The organism is Streptococcus infantis (assembly GCF_021497965.1).
Classification (GTDB): domain Bacteria; phylum Bacillota; class Bacilli; order Lactobacillales; family Streptococcaceae; genus Streptococcus; species Streptococcus infantis_B.
Map to the genome: position 1 here is coordinate 1,302,846 of NZ_CP046525.1, position 25,685 is coordinate 1,328,530.

General features: G+C 41.5%; 14 protein-coding genes, 3 tRNA genes and 8 pseudogenes. 6 read left to right on the forward strand and 19 right to left on the reverse strand.

What is annotated here, in order from left to right; all coding sequences use genetic code 11:
- Positions 1-56 precede the first annotated feature (56 nt).
- Both GOM46_RS06500 and GOM46_RS06505 read right to left on the reverse strand, forming a co-directional pair.
- Positions 57-1,799, reverse strand: a complete 1,743-nt coding sequence (locus GOM46_RS06500; protein ID WP_235083355.1) for an ABC transporter ATP-binding protein — start codon at positions 1,797-1,799, stop codon at positions 57-59.
- Positions 1,789-3,534 (reverse strand): ABC transporter ATP-binding protein, encoded by a 1,746-nt coding sequence (locus GOM46_RS06505; RefSeq protein ID WP_235083356.1) that lies wholly within the window; start codon positions 3,532-3,534, stop codon positions 1,789-1,791. Before GOM46_RS06505 ends, GOM46_RS06500 begins: the two co-directional genes overlap by 11 nt.
- A gap of 262 nt (positions 3,535-3,796) precedes the next feature.
- Between GOM46_RS06505 and GOM46_RS06510 the strand changes: the two genes are divergently transcribed.
- Both GOM46_RS06510 and GOM46_RS06515 read left to right on the forward strand, forming a co-directional pair.
- Positions 3,797-4,624, forward strand: coding sequence for an exodeoxyribonuclease III (locus GOM46_RS06510; protein ID WP_235083357.1), 828 nt, complete (start codon positions 3,797-3,799; stop codon positions 4,622-4,624).
- Between the two features lie 11 nt (positions 4,625-4,635).
- Entirely contained in the window at positions 4,636-5,022 is a 387-nt protein-coding gene (locus tag GOM46_RS06515; RefSeq protein WP_235083358.1) for a bleomycin resistance protein, read from the forward strand.
- A gap of 65 nt (positions 5,023-5,087) precedes the next feature.
- On the opposite strand, the gene GOM46_RS06520 is transcribed toward GOM46_RS06515, so the two are convergent.
- From GOM46_RS06520 to GOM46_RS06535, 4 genes are all read right to left on the reverse strand, one after another.
- Complete coding sequence (locus tag GOM46_RS06520) at positions 5,088-5,492, reverse strand: PaaI family thioesterase (protein WP_006149914.1); 405 nt, start codon at positions 5,490-5,492, stop codon at positions 5,088-5,090.
- A 71-nt stretch (positions 5,493-5,563) separates the two neighbouring features.
- Positions 5,564-7,042 (reverse strand): UDP-glucose--hexose-1-phosphate uridylyltransferase, encoded by a 1,479-nt coding sequence (locus GOM46_RS06525; RefSeq protein WP_235083359.1) that lies wholly within the window; start codon positions 7,040-7,042, stop codon positions 5,564-5,566.
- Positions 7,042-7,701 (reverse strand): HAD family hydrolase, encoded by a 660-nt coding sequence (locus GOM46_RS06530; RefSeq protein WP_235083360.1) that lies wholly within the window; start codon positions 7,699-7,701, stop codon positions 7,042-7,044. Before GOM46_RS06530 ends, GOM46_RS06525 begins: the two co-directional genes overlap by 1 nt.
- An 11-nt stretch (positions 7,702-7,712) precedes the next feature.
- Positions 7,713-8,891: a galactokinase gene (locus GOM46_RS06535; protein WP_235083361.1), complete on the reverse strand. Its 1,179-nt coding sequence runs from the start codon at positions 8,889-8,891 to the stop codon at positions 7,713-7,715.
- Between the two features lie 168 nt (positions 8,892-9,059).
- On the opposite strand from GOM46_RS06535, the gene GOM46_RS06540 reads away from it, so the two are divergent.
- Complete coding sequence (locus tag GOM46_RS06540; RefSeq protein ID WP_235083362.1) at positions 9,060-10,061, forward strand: LacI family DNA-binding transcriptional regulator; 1,002 nt, start codon at positions 9,060-9,062, stop codon at positions 10,059-10,061.
- A 63-nt stretch (positions 10,062-10,124) separates the two neighbouring features.
- Here GOM46_RS06540 and GOM46_RS06545 read toward each other — a convergent pair whose 3' ends face one another.
- From GOM46_RS06545 to GOM46_RS06555, 3 genes are all read right to left on the reverse strand, one after another.
- On the reverse strand, positions 10,125-11,165 hold the full coding sequence (locus tag GOM46_RS06545) for a zinc-binding dehydrogenase (RefSeq protein ID WP_235083363.1): 1,041 nt from the start codon (positions 11,163-11,165) through the stop codon (positions 10,125-10,127).
- 126 nt (positions 11,166-11,291) lie between these two features.
- Positions 11,292-12,134 carry an aldo/keto reductase gene (locus GOM46_RS06550; RefSeq protein WP_235083364.1) on the reverse strand — a complete coding sequence of 281 codons (843 nt, stop codon included), beginning with the start codon at positions 12,132-12,134 and terminating at the stop codon, positions 11,292-11,294.
- A 151-nt stretch (positions 12,135-12,285) separates the two neighbouring features.
- Complete coding sequence (locus tag GOM46_RS06555; protein WP_235083365.1) at positions 12,286-13,176, reverse strand: cation diffusion facilitator family transporter; 891 nt, start codon at positions 13,174-13,176, stop codon at positions 12,286-12,288.
- A gap of 133 nt (positions 13,177-13,309) precedes the next feature.
- Between GOM46_RS06555 and GOM46_RS06560 the strand changes: the two genes are divergently transcribed.
- From GOM46_RS06560 to GOM46_RS08430, 3 genes and pseudogenes are all read left to right on the forward strand, one after another.
- On the forward strand, positions 13,310-13,849 hold the full coding sequence (locus GOM46_RS06560; RefSeq protein ID WP_235083366.1) for a TetR/AcrR family transcriptional regulator: 540 nt from the start codon (positions 13,310-13,312) through the stop codon (positions 13,847-13,849).
- A gap of 103 nt (positions 13,850-13,952) precedes the next feature.
- A complete protein-coding gene (locus GOM46_RS06565; RefSeq protein WP_235083367.1) occupies positions 13,953-14,198 on the forward strand; it encodes a hypothetical protein in 246 nt (81 codons plus the stop codon).
- Positions 14,199-15,507: 1,309 nt separating this feature from the next.
- Positions 15,508-16,052 (forward strand): annotated as a pseudogene (locus GOM46_RS08430) (transposase); the annotation flags it as partial.
- A gap of 165 nt (positions 16,053-16,217) precedes the next feature.
- Here the strand turns inward: GOM46_RS08430 and GOM46_RS08375 are convergent.
- The 10 genes and pseudogenes from GOM46_RS08375 to GOM46_RS06610 all read right to left on the reverse strand — a co-directional run bounded on the left by GOM46_RS08375 (position 16,218) and on the right by GOM46_RS06610 (position 25,528).
- Positions 16,218-17,009 (reverse strand): annotated as a pseudogene (locus GOM46_RS08375) (ABC transporter ATP-binding protein).
- Positions 17,006-17,826, reverse strand: a pseudogene (locus GOM46_RS06570) (ABC transporter ATP-binding protein). Before GOM46_RS06570 ends, GOM46_RS08375 begins: the two co-directional pseudogenes overlap by 4 nt.
- A 30-nt stretch (positions 17,827-17,856) precedes the next feature.
- Positions 17,857-18,610, reverse strand: a pseudogene (locus GOM46_RS08435) (energy-coupling factor transporter transmembrane protein EcfT).
- 3 nt (positions 18,611-18,613) lie between these two features.
- Positions 18,614-19,214, reverse strand: a pseudogene (locus tag GOM46_RS06575) (ECF transporter S component).
- 351 nt (positions 19,215-19,565) lie between these two features.
- Positions 19,566-21,048 (reverse strand): annotated as a pseudogene (locus GOM46_RS08440) (ABC transporter permease/substrate-binding protein).
- Positions 21,041-21,727: pseudogene (locus tag GOM46_RS06595) on the reverse strand (ATP-binding cassette domain-containing protein). The pseudogenes GOM46_RS08440 and GOM46_RS06595 overlap by 8 nt, the downstream one beginning before the upstream one ends.
- Positions 21,728-22,638: 911 nt before the next feature.
- Positions 22,639-23,085, reverse strand: a pseudogene (locus GOM46_RS08445) (MarR family transcriptional regulator); the annotation flags it as partial.
- A gap of 2,096 nt (positions 23,086-25,181) precedes the next feature.
- Positions 25,182-25,251, reverse strand: a tRNA-Gly gene (locus GOM46_RS06600).
- Positions 25,252-25,343: 92 nt separating this feature from the next.
- Positions 25,344-25,418 (reverse strand) — tRNA-Leu (locus GOM46_RS06605).
- Between the two features lie 11 nt (positions 25,419-25,429).
- A tRNA-OTHER gene (locus GOM46_RS06610) sits at positions 25,430-25,528 on the reverse strand.
- Positions 25,529-25,685 lie beyond the last annotated feature (157 nt).

Genomic DNA, 25,685 nt, shown 5'->3' on the forward strand with positions numbered 1-25,685 from the left:
ATACCACAAAATGAAAGAGGCCGTGCAAGAAATCTGTATTTTAAAGGAATTCTTCCTTAGGATAGAGCTCCTGCTTGTAAACTATACATCTTGTGATAGGTACCTCCCAGGGCTAAAAGTTCCTCGTGTGTGCCGCTCTCGATAATTCGTCCCTTGTCTAGAACATAGATACAGTTAGCATCCTGAATGGTAGAAAGACGATGAGCGATGGCAATGGTCGTCCGGCCCTGTCTCATCTTGGCTAGGGAATTTTGGACCAAGGCTTCTGTTTCAGAGTCAATATTGGCTGTCGCTTCATCCAAAATCAGAATTTTCGGTTGACTGGCAACGGTTCTAGCAAAAGCAAGAAGCTGACGTTGACCAGTTGAAAAACTCGAACCACGCTCAGACACAGGGGCATCATAGCCTAATGGAAGATCCTGAATGAAAGAATCGGCATCGACAAACTCTGCTGCTGCCTTAACCTGGTCATCACTGATATCTTGGTACATAGCGATATTGGACTTGATGGTCCCATGATATAGGAAAGGTTCCTGTAGGACCAGACCGATATTTTTTCTCAATTCCTCTTGGCTATACTTACGAATATCCACACCATCTAGGAGAACTCGACCAGACTGAAATTCATAAAAGCGCATGAGAACATTGATGATAGAAGATTTCCCAGAGCCAGTATGCCCGACAAAGGCAATGGTTTCACCTTTATTGACTGTAAAGGAGATATCATCAAGAATCTGGTGTTTTCCATCATAAGAGAAGGACACATGTTCAAAACGGATATTTCCTTCTTGAATCTCCGCTTGTCCATTTTCTTGGACCGGTTCATAGTTGGTCTCATCGATAAGTGCAAAGACACGACCTGCTGACACCATGGATGTCTGAAGAGTAGAAAAGTTCTGTGTCACCTCGATGAGCGGATCAAAGAGACGGTTGATGTACTGGATAAATGCATACATAGTTCCTGCCGTTATTCCTAGATAAAGACCACGATAGCCAAAATAAGCCATCAAAACTGCATACCCCAATAGCTTCAGTAAGCTCATGGCCGGACGTAAAAAGAGGGAGTCCAAGGCTACTGAACGGTTAGCGTAAACTAGATGTTCCTGATTTATCTCATCAAACTCTTCTTGCAGGCGCTTTTCTTGGTTAAAGGCTTGAATGATGCGAATCCCTTCGATATTTTCTGCCAGCTTACTGTTAATATCTGACAAGAGACTTCTGGTTTTTTCAATGACCTTGACCGATTTTTTTCGGTAGAGATTAACCAAAAGGAAAATCAAGGGTAGAAAGAGCAATACTAAAGCTGTCAGACGATAGTCTAAAACGAGCATGGTATAAAGGGTTGTCACAAAGATAAAAACTGCCGAGATAAAGCTAGATAAGATCCCTGAAAACATATCACTAATAGTCTCTGTATCATTGGTCAAACGAGAAACGATGGAACCTGCAGGCGTTTTATCAAAGTAAGACATGCCTAGCTTCTCCATATTGGCAAAGGCATCACGTCGGATATCTCTAACGATGCTGTAGGACACGCGCGCAAAAAGGAGATTCCCCACATATTGGACAGTGGTTTGAAGAATGTAGAGACCATAGTAAACTAGCAAAACTGTAACAGCAAGCTGATTGAGATTGTTTAGATACTGGTCGATAAAGTGTGAAGCCACCAATGGAATAACGCTCTTAATAACAGTCGTCGCGAGGAGAAAAGCAAGGGCTAAAAATGTGAGGAGACTATAGGGCTTAAGATAAGACAACAAACGCTTCAATACAGCCCATTGTTCTTGTTTATTGCGCATCTTCTTCTCCTTTCATTTCTAACTGTTGAGACTGGTAGGTTTGTGCATACCAACCATCCAAGGCGAGTAAGTCTTCGTGTGTCCCTCGCTCAATGATACGACCATCCTGCATGACCAAAATCAAATCCGCATGAACAACTGCACTGAGACGATGGGCAGTGATAATGGTCGTTTTATCTCTGCGAGTTTCCTTGAGATTATCGATGATTGCGAACTCCGTCTTGGCGTCTACAGCTGACAAGGAATCATCTAAAATCAGGATATCAGGATTTAAAATCATAGCCCGACTCATAGCCAGACGTTGCTTTTGTCCACCAGATAGACTGACACCTTTTTCGCCGATAACCGTATCAAATCCCTGGGGCATAGCTTGAATGTCTTGATAGACTTGAGCCAGCTTAGTTGCTTTCTCTACTTCTGAGAAAGGTAGGTCGGGATTCCCAAAGCGGATATTATCTAAGATAGAGCTAGCAAAGAGAAATTGGTCCTGTGGGACGTAACCCATCAAACTACGTAAGTCAGCTAGTCGATAGTCACGAATGTCATGGCCATTTAGATAAATAGCTCCTTGGTCAACATCATACTCACGTAGGAGCAACTTAATCAAAGCTGTTTTTCCTGAACCAGTTTGCCCAACCAAGCCCAAGGTTTGCCCTTTTTCGAGACTAAAGTAAATATCTTGCAGCGTCTCCTCGTCTTCAAAGGCAAAACTATCAATAGCATAGTCCAAACGCCCATTTTCAATCCCGTCAAGTGGAGATTCTGGATCTTTGACAGGTGACTCTTGAGACAAGAGGCTCTCAATACGTTGATAAGAGACTTTACCTCTCTGAGTGATATTAAAGAGGAACCCAATCGCCATCAAAGGCCAGACCAGCATATCCAAGTAAGAGATAAAAGTGACCAGATTCCCGACAGTTACTTGTCCTGCTTGCACCATAAAGGCACCCACTAAGAGAGTTAAGGCATAAGAAGAACCAACAAAAATCAGAACCATAGGGTCAAAGAGACTATCGTATTTCATGGTTTGCAGATTCTTTTGGAAGGTCAAATCATTAACTTCCTGAAAAGATGCCAATTCCTCAGACTGATAGCCAAAGGACTTGGTTACCTTAATACCTGCTACAGACTCCTGAACCTTATTGTTGAGTTCAGAAAAGGCTGCTTGCGATTCCCCAAAAGCTTTATGGGTCTTTCTCCCCAGACGACTAGTCGCATAGGCCATAAATGGCAAAGGCAGAATGGCAACCAAGGTCATCTGCCAAGAAATACTAAAGAGCATGGTTAGTAAAGTCACTAAGGCTGTGATAGAGGCATCCACCGCCGACATGACACCACCACCTGCTAGACGAGTCAGAGCATTGATATCATTGGTAGCGTGAGCCATCAAATCCCCTGTTCGATAATTCTGATAAAAAGCAGGCGACATTTTTGTAAAGTGCTCAAATAGTCTTGAACGCATGATTTGTCCCAGTCGGTAGGAGGTTCCTAGGATATACATGCGCCAAACATAACGCAGATAGTACATCCCGAAAGCAGCAAGCAGGAGATAAAAGAGATGAAGCAGGAGCTCATCTTGTGTTAATCGTCCCGAAGTAATGGCATCGATCACGCGCCCCATAACCATCGGTGGGATGAGGTTGAGCACAGAAACCAAGACCAAAGCTACGATTCCGACTAGGTAACGGCGTTTTTCTAACTTAAAAAACCACCAAAGTTTTTGGATGATGGACATAGTATTCCTTTCTAATAACAAATGGAAACCTGAGGCATGAACCCCAGGTTTTTCTTATTCATATGTGACGACACTCACTTGAACTTTGTCATACTCAGTGATAAAGATATTCATAGGAGTAACATTTCATTTATTTTCAATCTTTTACATAAATCATTCTTTATTATATAGGAATGACCTTGATTTTTCAAACTATACGTTGGGGAAATAGTCCTTTTTCTGGTATAATATTGTCTATAATCTGAATGAAAAGGAATAAACTATGAAACTAATCTCGTGGAACATTGATTCCCTCAATGCAGCGTTGACGAGTGACTCTGCGCGTGCTAAATTGTCACAAGACGTTCTCCAAACTTTGGTAGCCGAAGACGCTGATATCATCGCTATCCAAGAAACCAAGCTTTCAGCTAAAGGTCCTACTAAAAAACACCTTGAGGTACTGGAAGAACTCTTCCCTGGATATGAAAACACTTGGCGCTCTTCTCAAGAGCCTGCCCGTAAAGGCTATGCTGGAACTATGTTCCTCTATAAGAAAGAACTGACTCCAACTATCAGCTTCCCAGAGATTGGCGCACCTTCTACTATGGACTTGGAAGGCCGCATCATTACTTTGGAATTTGATACATTTTTCGTGACTCAGGTCTACACTCCAAATGCTGGGGATGGCCTCAAACGTTTGGAAGAGCGTCAAATTTGGGATGTCAAATATGCGGAATACTTGGCTGAACTAGATAAGCAAAAACCAGTCCTTGCTACAGGTGACTACAACGTTGCCCACAAGGAAATTGACCTTGCCAACCCAGTCAGCAACCGTCGTTCACCAGGATTTACAGACGAAGAACGTGAAGGATTTACAAACCTTTTAGCCAAAGGATTTACTGACACCTTTCGCCATGTCCATGGCGATGTTCCAGAACGCTACACTTGGTGGGCACAACGCAGCAAGACTTCAAAAATCAACAACACAGGCTGGAGAATCGACTACTGGCTCACAAGTAACCGTGTGGCAGATAAGGTTACCAAGTCAGATATGATCGACTCAGGCGCACGCCAAGACCACGCACCAATTGTTTTAGAGATTGAATTGTAAGGATTTTCTTTATGGACTACAATGCAGTTATTCCCGAGTTTATGGTATCAAATATAGAAAAGTCACGTTCCTTCTACTGCGATTTGCTGGGTTTTACAATCGAATACGAGCGACCAGAAGAAAATTTCCTCTTCTTATCTCTTGAAGATTGTCAGCTAATGCTAGAAGAGGGGACAAAGGAGGAGCTAGCTGAACTGGCCTACCCCTTTGGTCGTGGAATCAACATTTCCTTTGGCATAAAGGATGTCCCTCGACTCTATCAGAAAGTAATCGAGTCTAACTATCCTATTCATCGTCCTTTGACTAAAAGAGAATTTCGTGTTGATGAACAATATATCTACCCTCATGAATTTGCAGTTTTGGACCCAGATGGCTATTTTTTAAGATTTAGTGAATAAAATAATTGAGCACTAGACGGAAAAAGTAAATATAAAAAAGAGGCATAAGCCTCTTTTTTATATTTCTAAATTCTAATTCTTTTTTCTTCTGAGCGCTCACCTGTTATAAACATGGTAAAGGTTGCTTTGCAGACATTTTTCCCATCTTGGTTGATGAGGTCTACGTCGACGACACAGGTGGTACGTCCTTTATGGACACACTCTCCCTTGATGGTCAATTCATCTCCGAGATATCCTGCTTTTAAGTAATTGATGGAAGACTGTAAGGTTACAACATCTAAATCAAGAGAAATAACGACTAAGCCACTGATTTGGTCACACAGAGTATAAAGATAACCTCCGTGGGCATTGCCATAATAGTTAAGAGAAGAGTTCACGACCTTGGTAGTTACGGTGACACGACCATCTCTCATCTCCTTGATTTCATAGTTTTCAAAGGCAGATATGGCATCAAAGTGAAAATCCTTCATACATTCCTCCTAGTCTTTCAAACGCTATCATACTACTTTTTATACTAGTATGCAAGAGGAAGGTCCTGACACTATGGCATAAGTCCAACATGATTTACAAAGCGCATAAAGGCTGCCTGTCCTTCTTCTGTTTGCTTGTAAACCCCTGCATCTTCCAATACCCGAGCGAAGATTTTACCAACAGATTCTTGGACGATTTCAAGAGCGTGGTCTTTATCAGTCAATCTAGGATTGGATTCTTTCAACTCATCTGCCCATTCTTGGTGATAATCTGCTACTAAAACATCCTCTCCGACTAGATAAGCTACTACTTGCTCTACTTCTTCCTTCAAGCGTGGTGGCAAGATAGCCAATCCCATGACCTCAATCAAGCCGATATTTTCCTTTTTGATATGTTGGACATCCTTGTGGGGATGATAGATGCCGTCAGGATGATCTAACGATGTCTGGTTGTCTCGCAAGACCAAGTCCAACTCAAACTGCCCATCTCGTTTACGCGCAATCGGTGTGATGGTGTGATGCGGTGTTCCATCACTTTCTGCCAAGACCTGTACACTTGGATCTGAGTACTGACGCCAAGCCAGTAAGATTTTCTCAGCAAGGTTGGTCAAATCGTCTTTTGAATCTGAGGTCAATCGAATCACAGACATAGGCCACTGAACAATTCCTGCCTTGACAGATTCAAAACCTTCAAAGGTAAAGCTCTTTTGTAAAGGAGCCACTTCCATTGGGAAGACATGACGACCGCCTTGATAATGATCGTGTGTCAGGATAGAGCCACCCACGATTGGTAAATCAGCATTCGAACCTGCAAAATAGCCTGGGAACTGCTCCACAATCGCTAACAAACGTTCAAAACTTTGGCGACTGATAGCCATAGGACGGTGTTGACTGTCTAGGAAAATACAGTGCTCATTAAAGTACGCATAGGGAGAATATTGGAAGCCCCACTCCTGCCCAGAAATATCAAAACGAATGATGCGATGATTGCTTCTAGCTGGATGATTGACACGACCATGATAGCCTTCGTTTTCCATACAAAGCTGACATTGAGGATAGTTGCTCGACTTGACCAACTTGGCTGCCGCAATCTCCTTTGGATCCTTTTCAGGTTTAGAGAGATTGATGGTAATCTCCAGTTCACTGTAATCAGACGGAACACGATAGGCAATATTCTTTGCGATGGCCTTTAGTTTGATGTAGTCATTCTTCTGACTGAGTTGGTAGAAGTCCGCAATCGCCTGCTCTGGTGACTGGGCATAAGTAGCCCAAAAGTCACGATTGACCTGACTTGGAGAAGGAGTTACCAAGTTCATGAGGTCAGCGCCGAGAATCTCACGCGCAGCCAGACTATCTTCAATCGTCCCTAATCGAACTGCTTCCTCGAGAAGCTGATCTTTAAGATCAATCAAGCCATCTTGGTCAGTCTCAACTTCGAGAACTCCATCTCCCACCAATGCTAAAACACGATTGGTCAGATAGATACGATCCAACTCTTCAAAGGTGCTTTCTGCAATGACTTTGGTAACAAATTTTTCTACTAAGGTCACTAGAAAACCTCCTTCTTACTTTCTAAATAGTCTCTAACAGCATCCAAATCCTGAAAAACTTGTTCTGTCTTATTTAAGAAAGACTGTGCTGGTATTTTTAAATCTGGAATACAAATAACTGGAATCCCAGCTCTATACGCCGCTTCAATCCCTGCTTCACTATCCTCTAGTACCAAGCAATTCTCTGGTAAAACGTTCAAATCACTGCAGGCCTTTAAAAATATATCAGGGTAAGGTTTGCTTCGCTTTACATCTTTTGCAAAAACTAAATGGTCAAATAGTGACAGTATACCATTGCTATCCAAGATCATTCTAGCTCGAGATTCAACACTTGATGTTGCTAAAGCGATTGGAACGCCTTCTTTTTGCAAATAAGTAAGCAAATTTTTAGCACCTTTTTTTAAATTTACACCTTGAGCTAAGATTTGAGCTTCCAGTTCATAAACTTTTGCCAAGGTTTGGTCAAAGTTCCAAGGTAAATCATAGGTGTCCAAAAATCGTTGAACATTCTCCTCTTCCCTATGTCCACTGTAGTCTCTAGAATAAGTTTCTTCTGTGAAAGGAATTCCAAAATCTCTAAGCAATTCTTGATAAACTTTTAGAGAAATGATTTCAGTATCGGCTAATAAGCCATCTAAATCAAATATTACAGCTTCCATATCCTTCTCTCCTAGTCTAAAACGCGAGTACCACCTGCAACTTCAGCGATATAGAAGCTTGGAGCATAGCCAACGATTTCTTCATAGTGCTTGCCTATAGCTTCTTTAAAGGACTCAACAGCGTCTTTTTGAACCAAGGCAATAGCGCAACCACCAAAGCCTGCTCCTGTCATACGAGCACCGAGAACACCTTCTTGAGCCCAAGCAGTATGAACAAGGGTATCCAATTCCAAACCAGTCACTTCGTAATCATGCTCAAGAGAAACGTGAGACGCATTCATCAAACGACCAAACTTGTCCAAATCTCCTGCTTGAAGAGCTGCTTGCGCTTTAAGGGTCCGTTGATTTTCAAGAACAGCATGGCGAGCACGTTTCAAACGATTTTCGTCTTTGATCAGGTAGCTGTACTCGTCAAAAGCCCATTCATCTAATTCACCCAAGGTTTGGATATCCAAGGCCACTTGAAGTTCTTCCACTGCTTTTTCACATTCAGCACGGCGTTCATTGTACTTAGAATCTGCTAGTTCACGGCGCTTATTGGTATTCATAATCACAACGACATTGTCTTTCAAATCAAGTGGTACCAAGTCGTATTCTAGAGTGTTAGTATCCAGGTAAATAGCACGTTGGTCTGCACCCATACCGATAGCAAATTGGTCCATGATACCAGAGTTAACACCGATAAAGTTATTCTCAGTTAGTTTTCCGATTTTAACTAAGTCTAGACGATCCAATTTTAGGTCAAAGAGGTATTCTGCTACGACACCTGTCAAAAGCTCCAAAGATGCTGAAGAAGACAAACCAGCTCCATTTGGGATATTCCCAAAGACATAGAAATCAAAACCTTTGTCAATCACATGCCCAGCTTCTTGCAAGAAATGAAGGACACCTTTTGGATAGTTGGTCCAGTTGTGCTCTTTTTCGAATTTGAGGTCAGCTAGAGGCACTTCGATGATGCCCTTATCCTCAAAGTTTGCTGAGTAGAAACGCAAGACTTGGTCATCACGCTTACGAGCAGCTCCATAGGTTCCGAGTGAAATAGCTGCTGGAAAAACATGACCACCGTTATAGTCAGTATGTTCCCCAATCAAGTTGATGCGGCCTGGTGAGAAAAAGGTTTGGTCTGCTTCTTGACCAAAAACAGCAAGGAAATCCTTGCGAAGTGCTTCAGCAGTAAGATGTTGTGTCATATGAATTCTCCTTTTACGAAATATTAGGTAAAAAAGTTTATCCTGTAATCGTTTTCTTCTATTGTACCCAAGGGTTTTGCTTAGGTCAACATTTTTACCGATATTTTACTAAACTATGAGTAAAAAGGAAGAAAAATATGCTATAATAACCTAAAAAGGAGGGGAATTATGGCTACACTCAAAGATATTGCTCAGCTAGCCTCTGTCTCGATCGCAACTGTATCCCGTGTCCTCAATCGCGATCAGAGTCTATCTGTGACAGAAGAAACCAGACATCGTATTTTAACCGTTGCCGAAGAACTAGGCTATACCAAACATCTCAAAACTGGTGAATCTCATAAACTCAAACAGAAAATTGCCATCATCCAGTGGGTCAGTGAACAGGGAGAGTTAGAAGATCTCTACTACTACCAGATTCGACTAGGAATTGAAAATAGAGCCCAAGAATTAGATTATGACATTCTGCGCTATTTTAATGACCAGCCTTTCACGCTCAGTGAAGAAGTTATTGGAATTCTTTGTATTGGAAAATTTAGCCAAGCACAGATTGCCTCATTTGAAGAATATCAAAAACCTCTAGTTTTTCTTGATAGTGACACCATCGCCTTGGGCCATACCTGTGTTATTACGGATTTCTATAATGCAGTTAGACAGGTGGTTGATTACTTTACAGACCACGGGCTTAAGAAGATTGGTATCCTATCCGGTCTTGAAACTACTACTGACCAAGAAGAAGTTATCGCAGACAAGCGTTTAGATTACTTCAAATCTTATACGCAAGAAAAAGGAATTTATAACGAGAAATTCATTTTTCAAGGTCTATTTACTGCCCAATCTGGATACGACTTAATGAAAGAGGCTATCGAGAAATTAGGAGATAAACTTCCACAAGCCTTTTTTGCAGCCAGTGATAGCTTGGCCATTGGTGCCCTTCGCGCCCTTCAAGAAGCCAGCATCAGCATACCGGAGCGCGTCAGTATTATTTCCTTTAATGATACCATTCTAACCAAGCAAGTGTTCCCACCACTTTCTAGTATCACAGTTTACACCGAAGAAATGGGACGCACAGGAATGGATATCCTGAACAGAGAAGTCCTTCACGGCCGTAAAATCCCAAGTCTGACCATGCTAGGAACCAAACTAACTTTAAGAGAAAGTACCTTGCATTAAGCACAATAGCTGAACATAAAAAATCCTAATAGAGATTTCCATACTCTATTAGGATTTTCTTTTTTATTCCATCACAATTATAGACTTAATAGACTTGCGTTCATCCATATCTTTGTAAGCCTGATTAATCTCATCCAAGCTGTAACTATTAGTAAAGACACGTCCTGGATTGATATCACCGTCAAGAACTGCTTTTAACAAAACTTGTTTGTCATAAGTAGTAACTGAGGCTGCTCCACCTGCCACTGAGATATTTTGGGCAAAGGTTGAACCAAGGGCACGGTTATTGTAGTGAGGCACACCGACAAATCCCATGCGCCCGCCATTATGGAGGACTCCAAGGGCCTGCTCAACAGCTGCTTCTGTACCCACACATTCAAGAGCAGCATCCGCTCCGCCTCCAAGGATTTCACGGACCTTGGCAATCCCTTCTTCACCACGCTCAGCTACAACAGCTGTCGCACCTGACTCCAAGGCCATCTGTTGACGGTCTTGGTGGCGACTCATGAGGACGATTTGCGATGCACCACGCATTTTGGCTGCGATAACCGCACATTGACCCACAGCACCATCCCCGATAACGACCACCTTGTCACCTTTTTGCACATTAGCCACACGCGCTGCATGGTAACCTGTTGGCATAACATCTGCTAGACTTAAGAAAGATTTGAGCATAGCCTCTGTATAGTCAGAAGGTTGCCCAGGAATTTTGACTAGGGACCAATTCGCATAATGGAAACGAATGTACTCTGCTTGAACACCAGTAGACCAGTTGCTATTACCCAAATGACGATCACAAGTTCCATCAAAGCCATCATGACAGGCATCACATTCCCCACAACCATGTGTAAATGGAGCAATAACAAAATCCCCTGGTTTCACTGTCGTAATAGCCTCTCCAATTTCTTCGACAATTCCGATAGCTTCATGACCACTGTTCAAACGGCCTTCTTTTATATTAGGATTACGATATGTCCATAAGTCCGTACCACAGACACAAGTTCTCACGATACGGATAATAACATCATCTGCTTCCTTAATTTGTGGACGCTCCACTTCAACAAGACCAATCTGTCCTGCTTTACTATAAACTGCTGATTTCATAAAAACAATCCTCTCTGTTTCTTACTAATTCTAGTATACACTTTTATAGCCCATTTTGTAAGAGGAAAATCTTTCTAAGGAGGCTTTTTATCGAATACCCCACTATCTAATGATTATAGAATTAGACTAGCTTAAAAAAGATAAAAATCTTTCTGCTGTTTCTGGTTCTTGATGATTATGAAATAGGGTACTTCCTTGGTCCAAGCCTTCTATGCTCTTCATTTCATCTTCTGTTAACTCAAAGTCAAAAATATCAAAATTCTCTTGCATCCGTTCTTTACGAACAGATTTAGGAATAACAATAACATCACTTTGGAGTAAGAAACGTAGGGCTACTTGGGCTACGGATTTGCCATATTTTTCTCCAATCTCTTTCAAGAGAGGGGTATTGAAGAAATCATTTTTCCCTTCAGCAAAGGGCCCCCAAGATTCAATTTGACAATTATACTTCTCCAAATACTTTTTGGCTTCTTTTTGTTGATAGAATACATGGGTTTCTATCTGATTGATAGCTGGCTTGATCTCCACAAAATACTGAAGATCAATAAAGCGATTTGGTGAAAAATTAGAAACACCAATGGCACGGACCTGCCTTGCCTTATAGGCTTCTTCCATAGCTCTGTATGTGCCATAGTAATCACCGAAAGGTTGGTGAACCAACAAAAGATCAATATAATCTGTTTGAAGTTTTTTCAAGGATTTTTCAATAGAAGCCTTGGCCTTTTCATAGCCAGCATTCGAAATCCAAATCTTTGTCGTAATGAAGAATTCTTCACGTGAAAGACCCGATTCCAAGATAGCTTCCCCCACACCTGCTTCATTGCCATAGATTTGAGCGGTATCAAAAGAACGATATCCAACCTCGATAGCATCAAGAACTACTCGCTTTGTTTCATCTACTGGTGTCTGAAATACTCCAAATCCTAATTGTGGCATTTTGACATTGTTGTTTAAGGTTTTGTAATACATATTTTCCCCTACTTCTTTTATTACTTTTAGTTTACACTCATTTAAAAGATTTGTATACTAGCAAATGAAAATAGCTTTTACAGAAGGAAAAACGACAGCAATTCTTCGTACTTAATGAAGAAAAGGAACATCAAATTTTTCTCCACTTCCTTTAATGCCTATGTCTATCTAAAGATTTCAACTCATCAACACGTCGTTTATGATGAGCATGACTAATCGGACTACTATCCACCTCAATAGTGACATTTTGAAAGCCCCTCTCTTTGAGCAAGTCTCGGACAGATTCTTTACAGACCTCCATATGCTTGACCTGCTCCAGACAAACATGGACAATAGCATTTTTTTCCAAACCATCCATAGTCCAAAGATTAAGCTGATTCACACTGGCCACATACTCCAATTGCTCCAAATCACTCCTGACTTGCTCGATATCTACTCCTTCTGGTACAGCATCTAAGAAAATTTTCAGCGTAGACCAAAAACGTGGAATGGCTTTTGACAAGATAAAGAAGGAAATGACCAGCGACAAGAGAGGATCTAAGATATACCAATCCGTAAATCGGAGAATAATGGCCATCAGGATGACTGCGACCCAACCAAGGGTGTCTTCCAGAAAATGCAGGCTAAGAATAGACTCGTTCTTTGTTTTTCCTTTACGAACCACTAAGCTCGCTAGCACATTTATAGTAACTGCAATGATTCCTAGCCAGAGGATACCCTCATCATTGACAGGTTGGGGATTAAATAGTTTTGTTGTATTTTCCAAAATTACGAAAACTGATCCTGTCATCAAAATCACAGCCGTTATCAAAGCTCCTAGAAGACTAAATCGTTTGTAACCCAAGGTATACTGACTATCCTCTTCACGATTGGAGATTGTTTCTAGAACGGCTGATACCCCAATTGCAACCGCATCTCCTAAGTCATGGACAGAGTCAGCCAGCACAGCACTAGAGCCAAATACTCCACCAGCGATAAACTCGACAATAGCATAACTCAAATTTAAGAAAAAAGACAGCCAAACAGCACGTTTTGAACTCATTTTTTTATTCTCCTTTGGTATAATAGTAGTATGATTATTCTCTTTACTAGTATTATCTCTCACACCAAAAAGAAAGGATAGAAGCACTCTGTTCAGTTTATAAGTTACTGAACAATTTGTTCAAATTATCCATATGAGTACTCAAGATCGTCGCATTACCAAGACTCGAAAAGCTATCTATGCTGCTTTTTTACAGTTACTTAACCAAAAAGATTATGAGGCCATCACGGTTCAGGAGATTATTGACCTTGCTGATGTAGGGCGTTCCACCTTTTACAGCCATTATGAGAGCAAGGAGTTACTACTGGATGAGCTCTGCCAAAAGCTCTTTCACCATCTCTTTGAGCGTGATGAACACCTCTCTCCACAAGACTACTTGGCTCATATCTTTCAGCACTTCAAGAAAAATCAAGACCATGTAAGCAGCCTCTTGCTCTCCAAAAACGATTATTTTATCCGGCAACTGCGAAAAGAACTAGAACATGACGTCTATCCCATGTTAGCAGACGAACTGATTCAAGCACACCCCAACATTCCTCACTCCTATCTCAAGCACCTGGTCGTCAGCCACTTCATTGAAACAATCAGCTGGTGGTTGAAAAATGGGAAATCTTATAACGAGCAGAAAGTGGTCCAGTTTTATTTGGAGATACTGAATGCTAGCTCTAAATAAATCTCATGTTATTTAGAAAGGACCAGCTTTAATGACTACCCTACAATTTTATTTCCTATTTCCGAGTTTATTCATGCTTCATGAACTGGAAGAAATCATATGGATGCCATCTTTTGTCAAAAAAATATCATTACAAATTCCATATAAACAAATTTTCAATTTATACACCCCTTTTGCTTTCAATGTCATTGTCATGGAGCAACTTCTACTTCTACTGATAACACTTTATCTTTATAAGTTGAACAATTTAAGCAACTATAACATTTACACAACCATTGTAATACGCCTTATAATCGCTTATATCTATCTATGTGTTCGGCCATCTAATTCAGACAATTTGTCATTCTAGAAAATATGTGCCTGGATTTGTTAACTGTCCTGCTTATTTTTACGAGTTTATTTTCTCAAAAATATATCTGTCTACACATAACGTACCCATCATCTTTATTGTATCTCTTTGCATTACCTTATCGACTTTTCCTTGTAAATCTTATCTGTTTCATTTATGGTTCTTCATAGGTAAGATCTCATAAGCTTAAGGGTATAGCTAACGGTCTTTACACTATCACGGGGGCTTATTTACTTTATTTATCTCTGAGAAGGAAACATGCTATGTCACTTATCCCATCTGTATGCATCATCACATAGTCTTTTATGGCGCCTTGCTTTTGTCCTTTTCCTCTTGTTTGGGCAGGTTCGTTATCAGGCTAAGTGATAAAAGACATAAAAAAAACTTAGGAACTGGATTTTTGCTCTTATTAATTTCTGTAGTGGTAAACCGAGCTGTATGAGATTATAGAGCTTTTGAATGCAGACAAAAAGTCCCTATAAGAACCTTATACTGCATAATAAGGGCGACGAACTAGCCGGCATTAGGGAGAAAAGAAGATACTTATGAGGGTACCGTAGTTATCAGCATTAGCGGCACAAATTAATTCGTATATAAAGACCTAAAATATCAAGATTTCACTATTTTTGAAACTGGACACAAAAAAACCATGATCGAGATTCTAAGCAAAACTCGATTCCCTCGGGCACCATTAATGTCGCTCATTGCTGCATGGAAATGTATGATCCAATATGACTTTGGCAAAAACGCTGCTAAGATCCCTGCTTTCTCGAAGCAAGCTGGAACGGCGCTACACTAGCTACTTCTGAAGAAACGTCGTTTCAGTGTATAAAGAAGTTGTAAACGATCACGGTAGCTGAGTACATTCAATCGTTGAGATAGAAACTGGCCATAATCTGCGCAATCTAGTCGCGACAAAAGGTTGCACATACTCCTTAACTGATAGGTGTCATTAACGATATTGCCGAATTACTTGCGAGCGTTGTCGACGTCACATGTCTGATCGTTAAGCTTGGATTCATTTTTATACTTTTCAAGGAAGCAAGTTTATGACAAACTCGCCTTCTTAGTGATGTCCTGGGATGAGTTTGGGTTCAAGAAAGTGGGAGTTGCTTTGTTGCTCAAACTTATGAACCAAGCCAACATTCCTAACGCATCCCTGATTAATCGCCAGGGCCGAATAGGACTACCTTATACGCGTAAGGAACTACTTTTGATCAGTTTTTGAAGTATCCATTAAAGCTCCCAAAGGTGCGTTATCACGAATGGATATGTCTGGAGGCTTATATCCCACTAGCACGCGACTCTTCCAAACGCTAAAATTCGTCTTGATTGTTTCCACATTATCCATTCTACCTTGGACGTGCCTTTGTTAAGACTAATGGCAATCATGAGCAGTTCGATAAGAAGTCACTACCCTATCGATCCTTGAAAAATCACTGCGACTCTTCCAAAGGACAGCCGTAACTAACTCTCAATCTCTTTTTATTCAAAGACTTTCCTTCACATTAAGTCCACATGACATCATTGTAAGACCTAGACCTTTTCAGGAAGAGCTTACGACTACTATACACTTTATCAAGCTCTGCTTTTTACTTCAGGAGAAGGAGAGTAGATGAGTTTTTCTTTGAGCTGCTAGAGGCAAATAGGAGCAAGGTCAATCACTACTTTCAACTGTCTGTTAGGACTTTTCCTTATACACAAGCACTACATCAAAAAAGCCCTAGCAACGGAACTATTCAACGCAAAACTTGAAGCGACTACAAGTTGATCAAAGACGTCAAACGGTTGGGGTTCGGTTTAGAAACTTTAACTTTAGGACGTTGTTTTCATCATCTGAACATACATCAAAAGAGTAAAAAAAACCGAAGACCTATCCGGTCCTCTCAGATGTTTAGCTTTTTCGTCCCCCTACAGTTGACAAAGAACGCTATTAACACAAAAAGTCACCCATGTGATTTCTTGCAGAAGCTGAAGTTTAATCCTTCAACCTGGAAAAACCCGCATAGGTGACTTTTTCTATACATCTCGATTTTTCTGGCAATAATCATTAACCGATAAATATGTCTGTGATCACCCAGCGACTCCGCGCTATGTCCATAATCCGCGTGGTAGTAATCCCACTCGTGGACAGTCGTGATCGCTGACAATTCCCGTGGACTGCCGGCGAAGCCAACTTCCCGTGTTCCATCACATACACCGACTCAAACTCGGCGCGAACCAATCCATGTCAGGGTGGATTGTCAAAACCTTGGTGACCGAACAGCCAACTGATGGGAAAATTGCGGTCAACTTGCGCGGCTTCCCAATCAAGCGACATCATCGGTCATCAAATAAAATAAATCGCCGGATTCACTGCCAAAACTGTGCAACGCTCAACAGCTTGCGTTCCGACAAGAAGGCAGATAGGACTTTCAGCTGTTTATCATCAAGCCAACTCTTGTTAGAAGCCGCTAACGACCGCCTGTAAATGTTATTTCATTAATTTTTGCTTCTAGTGTCGTGGTCATCCATGACCTGCGCGACCACTCCCCACTCCACCTCTCGGTGAACGGTCGGGTGAAAGCTGATCGTCAGGATTCTGAGAAAAGTAATCCCAACCTTCAGTAACTTTTCGACTGGTTAAGATCATTAAAAATTTTCTCATCGACTTAATCACACCGGTTTGGTGTCAGCAAGCCGTCAAACAAATGAAGAGCGTTGATTTGCCGGCACCATTTTGGCCGACAATCGCCACCCATCGGATCGGCGAATGTTGTCTTCAACATCCAGCAAAAGGACCCTCCGGATAGTGAACGTCAGGTGGTTCAGTCAATGTGGCATAAACGAACCTCCTTCAGATCCGCGCATTCACCGGGCATACCGGCCATCAGCCAAGTCCAATCCATTTTTGAGCAAGGTTGCTGGGATTGTCACGGGGCTGAATCTGCCAGTTCACTGCCAAATGATTAAACACCCACCCGGACTCCCTTTTTTTGCCCTTCTGCTACCATTTGACCTCGTGCAGCACCCACACAACGCGGCGATTCGCACAAATCGTCAATTCACTGGTGACAATGAAGACAGTCGTCTCTTTGACTTGGGCAGCCATGGAAAAATTGTCGGCGGCCAAGGGGATACATCTGACTGCTGGATCATCCATAATCAAAACCAGCCGCGGTTAGCCGCAATCGCCGTGCAATTGCCAACCGCTGGCTCTGACCACCGGAAAGGGGCTTCGCGGACGCAAATTCAACTGTTCAATCAGCCCATTTGCGTGGCAACTTCTTCAACCCGTTCTTTGAATCGTCTTCAGCCATTCCATGATTAATCCAAGTCAAAGGCGATTTCATCGGCAACCGTGTCTGCCAACCGCTTAGTTGGCCAGCGGATTTGCAGTAACAACTCCATTCAGGCATTATAAACGGGGCAATTTCGGACACTCGCGGCCAAACATGTGCCAGTCGCCCTCAATCTCAGCAGACACAATTTTGGGAATGACCCCGCTAGCACATGGCACAAAGTCGATTGCCGGAGTGGCTATTCCCGATCATCCCACCACCTGGCCGGTATGAACCTCCGCGTTAATCTGACGCAGTTGTGTTTGCTCAGTACCCGGATAAAGGGTAGTCAAATTTTCAATTACAATCCGTTTTCTTCGTCAAATCTTCCACCGACATCAATAAATGAAATCCATCAGACCAATGTGCAGCGTCCGCGACAGGCGATACACGCGCTGGGAGGTTTGACAGTCGGTTGAGATTATTCAAAACCTCTCAGTGGAGAGAAATCGACCGCGTCATCGATTGACAAGGTCTTAACACAATGGAATTAGAACCGGCAGGACTGACTTTAATTCTGAAAAACGTTTTTTGCGGATTGGTTTCCCTTCCCCCCGCTTCCCGAAACTTTTTGTGCTGCTGGATTTTTTATTATTCCGATATTGCGCATCATTTCGGCAAATATAACACACCGACATCAGAACGTAGCGGTTTATAGACAATCCGGACAGTTCCAAATAGGCAGCGTTTCTGAAAACTCGTGGCACCAAAAAGCACTGGTCAAATAATACCAATACTCGACAACCCAGAGTGGTGGCGTAAATCATGCCTTCTTTTGTAGACGAACCCCAAGCACAGAAAACAGCCACAGTTTGATTCCGACTGTAAAATAACCTGGATGATCAGCAACATTAGTCAAATCAGAAACAGGCTGAAATCCCCAGCGCTTAAAGGATGGTAGAGCTAAATTTGGAAAAAATAACATAGCAGTGTGGCGACAAGAATTAATAGGCCTGAAGCAATTAAATCATACTGGCAAAGCTCAACAACGTCATGTTCAAGATGAACAAGAGCTTAGAATCGGATCGATCACCTGGTACCACTTGAGCTTGGACCCGTGGCGCTCCAGACAATCAATGTTTGATCAGTCATCATTTATACGCTAAAGAAGTGCACCACCGCTTCGGCAGCTGCGATAATGATGAAGAATGCCAGGTAGGCCACGCCAGACTTTATCCAAAATATCAAAGACAAACTCATCGATAATGATGGCCAGCCACACTGGGGTGCATGAATTGGCGACATTACCGCAAACAATGGAGTCACCCCAGCGATACGGTCTGACCACCAAAAGAGACGTTTAGTGGCGTGAAATGGACAGATGAAACGAGGGCAGTAAGTAATCGCAGAAAAACAAATACTCGTTCGCGCTGACGAGAACCACCATTCGCGTGCACAACTCCGACAGCAATCCAATTCCGATGCTGTAATTCGCATACACGGTTGAAAATTGGCGATAAGGCTCAACCCCAAGATCACGTTATTGATGTGAAACCACTGATGCACGGCAACCGGCCCAGCCAACATGCTGGCCAAGAAGGTTCCCAAAAGACCAGCCAAACGGGCAACCTTTAACCCCCTCCGCCAAGGCTTTGGCAACATAGTTAATCCCTACGGCAGCGGGAATCAAAGTCATGGTGGCAGCATTAACTTAAATTTCCACCATACTGTGACGATGAATCGGTTTTGTTTTCATAATCTGCTCCTTTGTTTTTTAAAGAGCCGTGTAGAATGACGTTTCGGACGCAACGCTCTATATATATCTACGAACTGTCATACACAAGATTCCATCCTAGTCGACATGAGCTAGAAATTCCTATTTATTAAGTAGTTCACAACCACATGATACACCTATTTGTAATAGTCAAGTGTATTTACAGTAAAAGTTTCTCTCCTTGCCATTTTTCAATGACAATTCAGTAAACTCTAACATAGAAAAAAAGCCAGATAAAATTATTGAGCATCCTAATAGTCGTTTAATGGAGTGAGTTCGCATTTTCAAAGTTATTTCTTCAAACAAACCTTGTTCTTGCAGAAATTCCTTGGGCTATTGTTCTGCTGGCTTGTCTTCGACACGACTGATAGTTAAGCTGGTCATCTCGGCTTTCTGTAATCTTACCAGTAATTTATTAAGCACGTTTCCAACTCTGGATGGTTCTGGAAGAGCTTCTTTAAGCAGTGAGCGCTTGGTATGGAGGGAAGAGTTGGTTATCATCCTCCAAAACCACTAAATCCATAGCGAGCCACTTTCAGCATTTTTCTGTTGAGTAAGCATTGTAATTGAATGTCACCTGACTGGCATGGCTTGGTAGCGAAGAGCTGGTCCATGGTTTGCACATTGAGATCAATCCATAAACAGACGCAAGCCCTTGTTTCTATCCTCACGGTCATTAAACTCCAGAGGAATCCCGCCATTGAGCTGTCCTTCTACTTTTTTCAAGTCTGAAATCGTCTTCAGCCCATATTCTTGCGCAATTTTTTAGGAACTGCTATCGCCTAAGTATTTTGATAAGCCATGGGTTTAAGAAAGGCTAGTTGATCCTGTTTGCAATGCCGTCACGAGCCAACTCGTAAACCTTTTTCTGGGTCATGCCCAAATTTGTGGAGATGGTTGAGGAGACTCTCTGGCACTGTTCCAGAAAATCTGCGATCAGATATCAATGTCCCCTTTTTCAGCGATTTGATAATATGAAAGTCTGTATTCCCAAAGTTAGTTTGACCGTCACCCGTAATATCCGTATTTCCTCGAGGAGAAGCTTGTACATATTCATGAGAAAATCTCAGGTCAGGTCCAACTTCCCAGCTATAACCAGATTTTCTTTCTCTTTATTGGAACATGCTGGAGCATAACTTGCTCCCAAAACCAAGCACACCATAAGCAAAGGCTGCAACAGATTGTTACGTCAACTTGCCTTTCCAACCATTTGAGAACAACATTAAAGAGAATGGCCAAGATGGCGGATGAGATTGACACGATAAATGGAGAACTAGCATTCCGACGATAATTCCCCAAAGGATAAAGGAGCCCAATACACCAGCTCCCACAAGAGCAGCTAAAGTTCGCTGTCCCCAAGGATCATAAACAGTTGCTGTACGAACCCCCGATACAATACGGCAGGCAGTGGGAATTTCAAGAACTTCTTGAGTCGCTCGCACTTGGTCATTCCAAAAGCTAATCCCTGCTCTTCCTCAAGACTAGGATCACTGCCGTTCAAGGCTGTTAATCGTTATTTTCTAAAATCGGGAAAAATAGCGTAAATAACAAGGGCTGTGAGGGCTGGTAAGGTCCAATCCATGAAAAGGAAATCAAAGAGACCCATAAAGCCATTGAGGGTATGGTCTGGAGAGACCCGAAACTTGTAGCACCCAATTCGCCGCTGTTTGTGTCCATTAGATAAACCGCAAGTGGAATGGTCAGAAAAAGAGAGAAACCAAATAAGGTTCAAAAAGAGACAACTGTAAGTGTTGTTCCAAGAGCTGTTACCCATGTCACTAAATCGCTCTGACAAGGTTGAAATCAAATTAGACATGAAGGTTACCTCCAAAACAAGTTTGCTACAAAGTCTGTCGCAGGCGCTTAGTAAAATTGTGTCAGGGTGTCTGCCACTGGCGATTTCCTCCATCCTGCAAAACTGCAATTCGATCCCTAATTTTCTAAGGCCTCGTCCGTATAACGGTGTTACGAAGATGGTGGTCATACCGAATTCTTTATGTAAATCCGTTGGTAAGAGCCTGCAAACTGCTGCGAGAGCTTGCATCAAGGCTGAAAAAAGGTTCGTCCATCAATAGGATTTTTTGGTTCCCAATGATAGCTCGCACAATGCCAATCCGCTGTTGCTCTACACCAGATAAATCACTGACATGCGATTGCATACTCTGCAGCAGGGAGACCAACCTTGAGTCAAGAGTCTTCTGTTTAGAATGATTGCTCCTTGCTCCAGCCCTTCATCGCAGGAATGAGAGCTATATTTTCAGCAACTGTCAAGTTAGGAAATAGGCAATGATTTGTAGGGACATAAACGATGAGACGTAACTCCCGTTCTATAGCATAATGCGTTTCCCTCCGTATAGATATGCCATCTGTCGAGTTCCAAAAGACGGTTAATCATCTAATCATAGTGGTCTTCCCAGATCCTGAAGGACCCACTAGCACCCTAAATTTCCATTTTTAATTCGGAGATTATGACATCTTATTAAAAATGTTTCTATCCGTTTGCTAGCGCAAGGCTACGTGTATATTCAATCATGTTTTTCCTCAATAAGTTTCTAATCTCTAAGAATATCCAAATGGCTGCTTGCTGGAGCCTTAGAAACTTTTTCAATCTGTTGAAACCCCAGCCTGTTTCGCCAGGCTTTAATCGCTGTAAGGGACTGACCCATGCACCGTACTCCCAAGTTTGTGCTGGCCATTTTTTCCGGACTCATAGGCTTCTTCTATGATTTCTATATACGTGGATGTCCTTCACCGATCTCCTTTGAGAGAAGCGATACGATTTCTTCCATGGAAAGATCCTGCTGGTCTGTCAAATTCAGGCTTTGATTTTCCCACTCCTAGGATTAAAAGAAATTTCGCTGCAACCCTAGATGTGCCTTACGGGCAAACAGCTGATACCAGGACATCTACCGGCCTGACCACGAATCTTCATTTTCAAGCGCCAGATCAATCAAAAAGCCCAAGTAAAAATTATCTCTCAAAAAAGTGTAGGTGAACCCTACTCCGTGATATAGCTTCCGTCTGGGCATGATTCGAGACAAGGTAAAAGTGCCTTCTCATCTGCCCATAAAAGGAGGTATAAAACAAATATTGCTGCCACCCCCGCTAGCTTTGCAGCAATCTAAAAAAGTCCTTGTGTCCCTTGACACGCTCTGGATTTCCCGAGCAGAAAACCCACTCCAACAAGATATCGATCCCCTTAGGCTCTCAACTACGTCTGGAGGTATTGGTTATACGACATTTCTACGATTTCGAGCAGACGCGGAAACTGTAGCACGGACTCTGGGATTCGTGCTAGATGGACGGAAGCATTCCTTTTTTATCGACAGATCAGCCCACACATAGGAGCTAAGTTCCCTGTTACACCTGTAATTCCGATCATAACTGTTACTTCCTTCCACACATAGATGTCATTCTCTTTCTTTAGATTTGTTATAATACGGCTCGTGATAGGCCTCAAATTCCGATTTCTTGATCTGAAAAGCCTTGTAAACAATCTCTCCAAGTTCCCGACTAACACGGGTCTCCAATTTCTTTTGCGCCCAACCCAGGTCCCTGTCAAAGAGATATATTTTTTCCTTTTATCCTGCCGTGCAAGGTTGAATCGTGGACCAAACCTTTTCTTATTCCATTTCTTAACCATACTGGTCATGTATTATTGGACTAAACCCGTCGCAAGAGCGTATCGGTCGCAGTAGCGCATCCCAACTCTTGCTTGAAAAACACAAAATCGTTAATTTTCCCTTGCTCACATTCTTATATGACATCTGGTTCCTTGCTCAAGAGTTTTTTTGAAGATACGCCTTTACAATCGGATCTGTAGAGCTTGATAGCCTCCTAACAACTTGTCCATTTTGGTCTCCTTTTTGTTCTATATCACTTTTAAATTATTGTAACACCCTGATTACATCTGGTCAACTATTTCGATATCGAAATTTAAACTTTTTAAAAAAAAAAGAAGTTTAGCTAAGGCTAAACTCTGTTTTTTCATTACTCTTCTTCAACCAAGCGTTTGAACTCTGCTTGTATTTCTGTATTTTCGGTTGTTTTCAAGTACATAATAACCACCATGTCGTTGGTCGGTGATGAAAGACCAGCGCTTTCTTCTTCTGTGTTAGTAATCGCAAAGTATAGCTATGAAATCTGGAAATTTATCCCCAGTTACTATAGCGCATCTAAACGATGCTATAGCTTAGCAGTTCTAACCCATTCTCCGAGTATTCCGCATTTATTTTTTTCACTTGGCCCATCACCAAGGGATAGAGATTAGTCTGCCCGACGATCTCCACCAGCAATTCTTTTTTGTAATTAGGTTGACTCAAGTATTTCTCCCGCCTTTAATAAATCTCTAATTTAGCAATTTTGTTCATTCCAAGGAGCTTTTTGCTTTTCTCCCGAAATGGTCGTACTAGTAGAGTTTCAAATTTCTGCAATCAAAACCTCTTAGATCAATTGATCAGATCAAGTTTTCCAAAATTTAGATCCAATAAATTAGATTCTATTTGAAATTCTTTTTCCTGAAGTTTATAGCCCCCTTTTGCTTTCATTAACTTATATGAGGAGTTCCATAACCTTTAACCAGTTCTGACGACCAACTTATCAAGAATACACACCTGATAAATAATTGCCGCAATCTCCTAGATCCACCATGTACTGCAGCAAAACACTTCTGCTAAGAGAACAGTTACCTCTGTAAAGGATACACACCAGTCAAAAAAGTATTTCCACTTAAATTAATATCTGCTATAAGTAAATCATCGACGCCATCATCATTTAAATCAACAAAGGAATAACGGCATATCATCTGAACGATTCATGGCATTTTCAGAGACCAAATAGTGATAGACGATCAGTAGCTTTTAAACTTTGATAAAGATTTGAAATGCAGTGGATCTTGAAGAAGGTAGAAATAGCTTTTGGTAACATCAAAAACTGACTTGTACACATCTTTATAATCTTTCTTAGACTCCCCAGACTTTATCTCGTTACTAGTAATTGAAGTAGATAAACTAATATCTTGTACTAGAAAGCTCCGAATTTTGATGTTTTTTTTTTTTTTTGTTTTTTTTTTGTTTTTTTTTTATTTTTTTTTTTTTTTTTTTTTTTTTTTTTTTTCTTTTTGTTTTTTTTTTTTTTTTTTCTTTTACTACAACCAACTGTAAAAAAACAAAATAAAGATAAACAGATTCCTACTATATTCTATGACCTAAAAAACACCTCATAAAATTAATGGTGACCATAGATTTGCTTACATGATATCAAATATTTGAGAGTTGCGGTGTAAGATAACGAAATCTTTATATATACAAATACTAAGTAAATATTTTCAATAATTCTTATATTCGATACACTTCAATAAATATTTATATAGCTAAATATATTGTAGAGAAATCCTATAGGACGTATAACAAAAGAGATTAAACCATATTTAAAGCTAACCAATAATAGAGTAAAAATTATTCTACAAGCTTACAGAAATAAGAAAAGGACCATTAACGGATTGAAAGAATAAAATATAAATGAAAGATAAAAGCTAGGAAAAGCCACGAAATCTTAAAAGATACTTTATACTAAGTGACTTTAAAACATTAAACCTGAGAAATCTCCCAAATTTGAAAACAAAAGAGCGAACCATTTTGGTTTCGCTCCAGATAGTAAGAATTCATCACTCAACCACAGTTTTGTCAAAGAAAGGAACCAATTTTGATAAAAGAAATACACAACACAAAAGAGCTAAACGCTCTTTACTTACGTAGAATAGGGATTCGAACCCGTGCGCCGGTTTACCCCGACCTAACATTTGAGCAAACCGTCCTCTTCACCTCTTGAGTAATTCCCTATTAATGAGCCGAGTGGATCGAACCCCGAACCTCACGCTTATCAGGCGTGCCTCCCTAGACCACCTGAGCTACGCCCCAAGTCAAAACTTGGTACTTGAACAAAGTTCAAAGCGGTGACGAGAATCGAACTCGCGACAACACTTGGAATGCTTGTGTTTTTACCACTAAACTACACCCGCTGATAATTTAATAAAAAAATGGAGCTAGACGGAATCGAACCGGCCGACAAGGAGCTCATCCATTGCTCTACCACTGAGCTACCGAGCCATATTGGCGGGAGCAGGATTTGAAACTACGACCTTCCGGGTTTGAGCCCCTTACGAGCTACCGAGCTGCTCCATCCCGCGTTAATAATAAAGGAGAAAATGTTTGGGATTCGAGACCCACCGCACGCTTTTACCGCCTGACGGTTTTTTCAAAGACCGTTCCCTTCAGCCGGACTTGGGTAAATCCTCCATCATTTCAATGGAACCTTGTTTAGGACTTGACCTACCGACCACATCGCTACTGAGCCGAGAGCCTCTAAACCAGCTGAGCTAAAGGTCCAACAAGATCAGTATAGCGGCCGAAGGGGATCGAACCCCCGACCTCCCGGTATGAACCGGACGCTTAG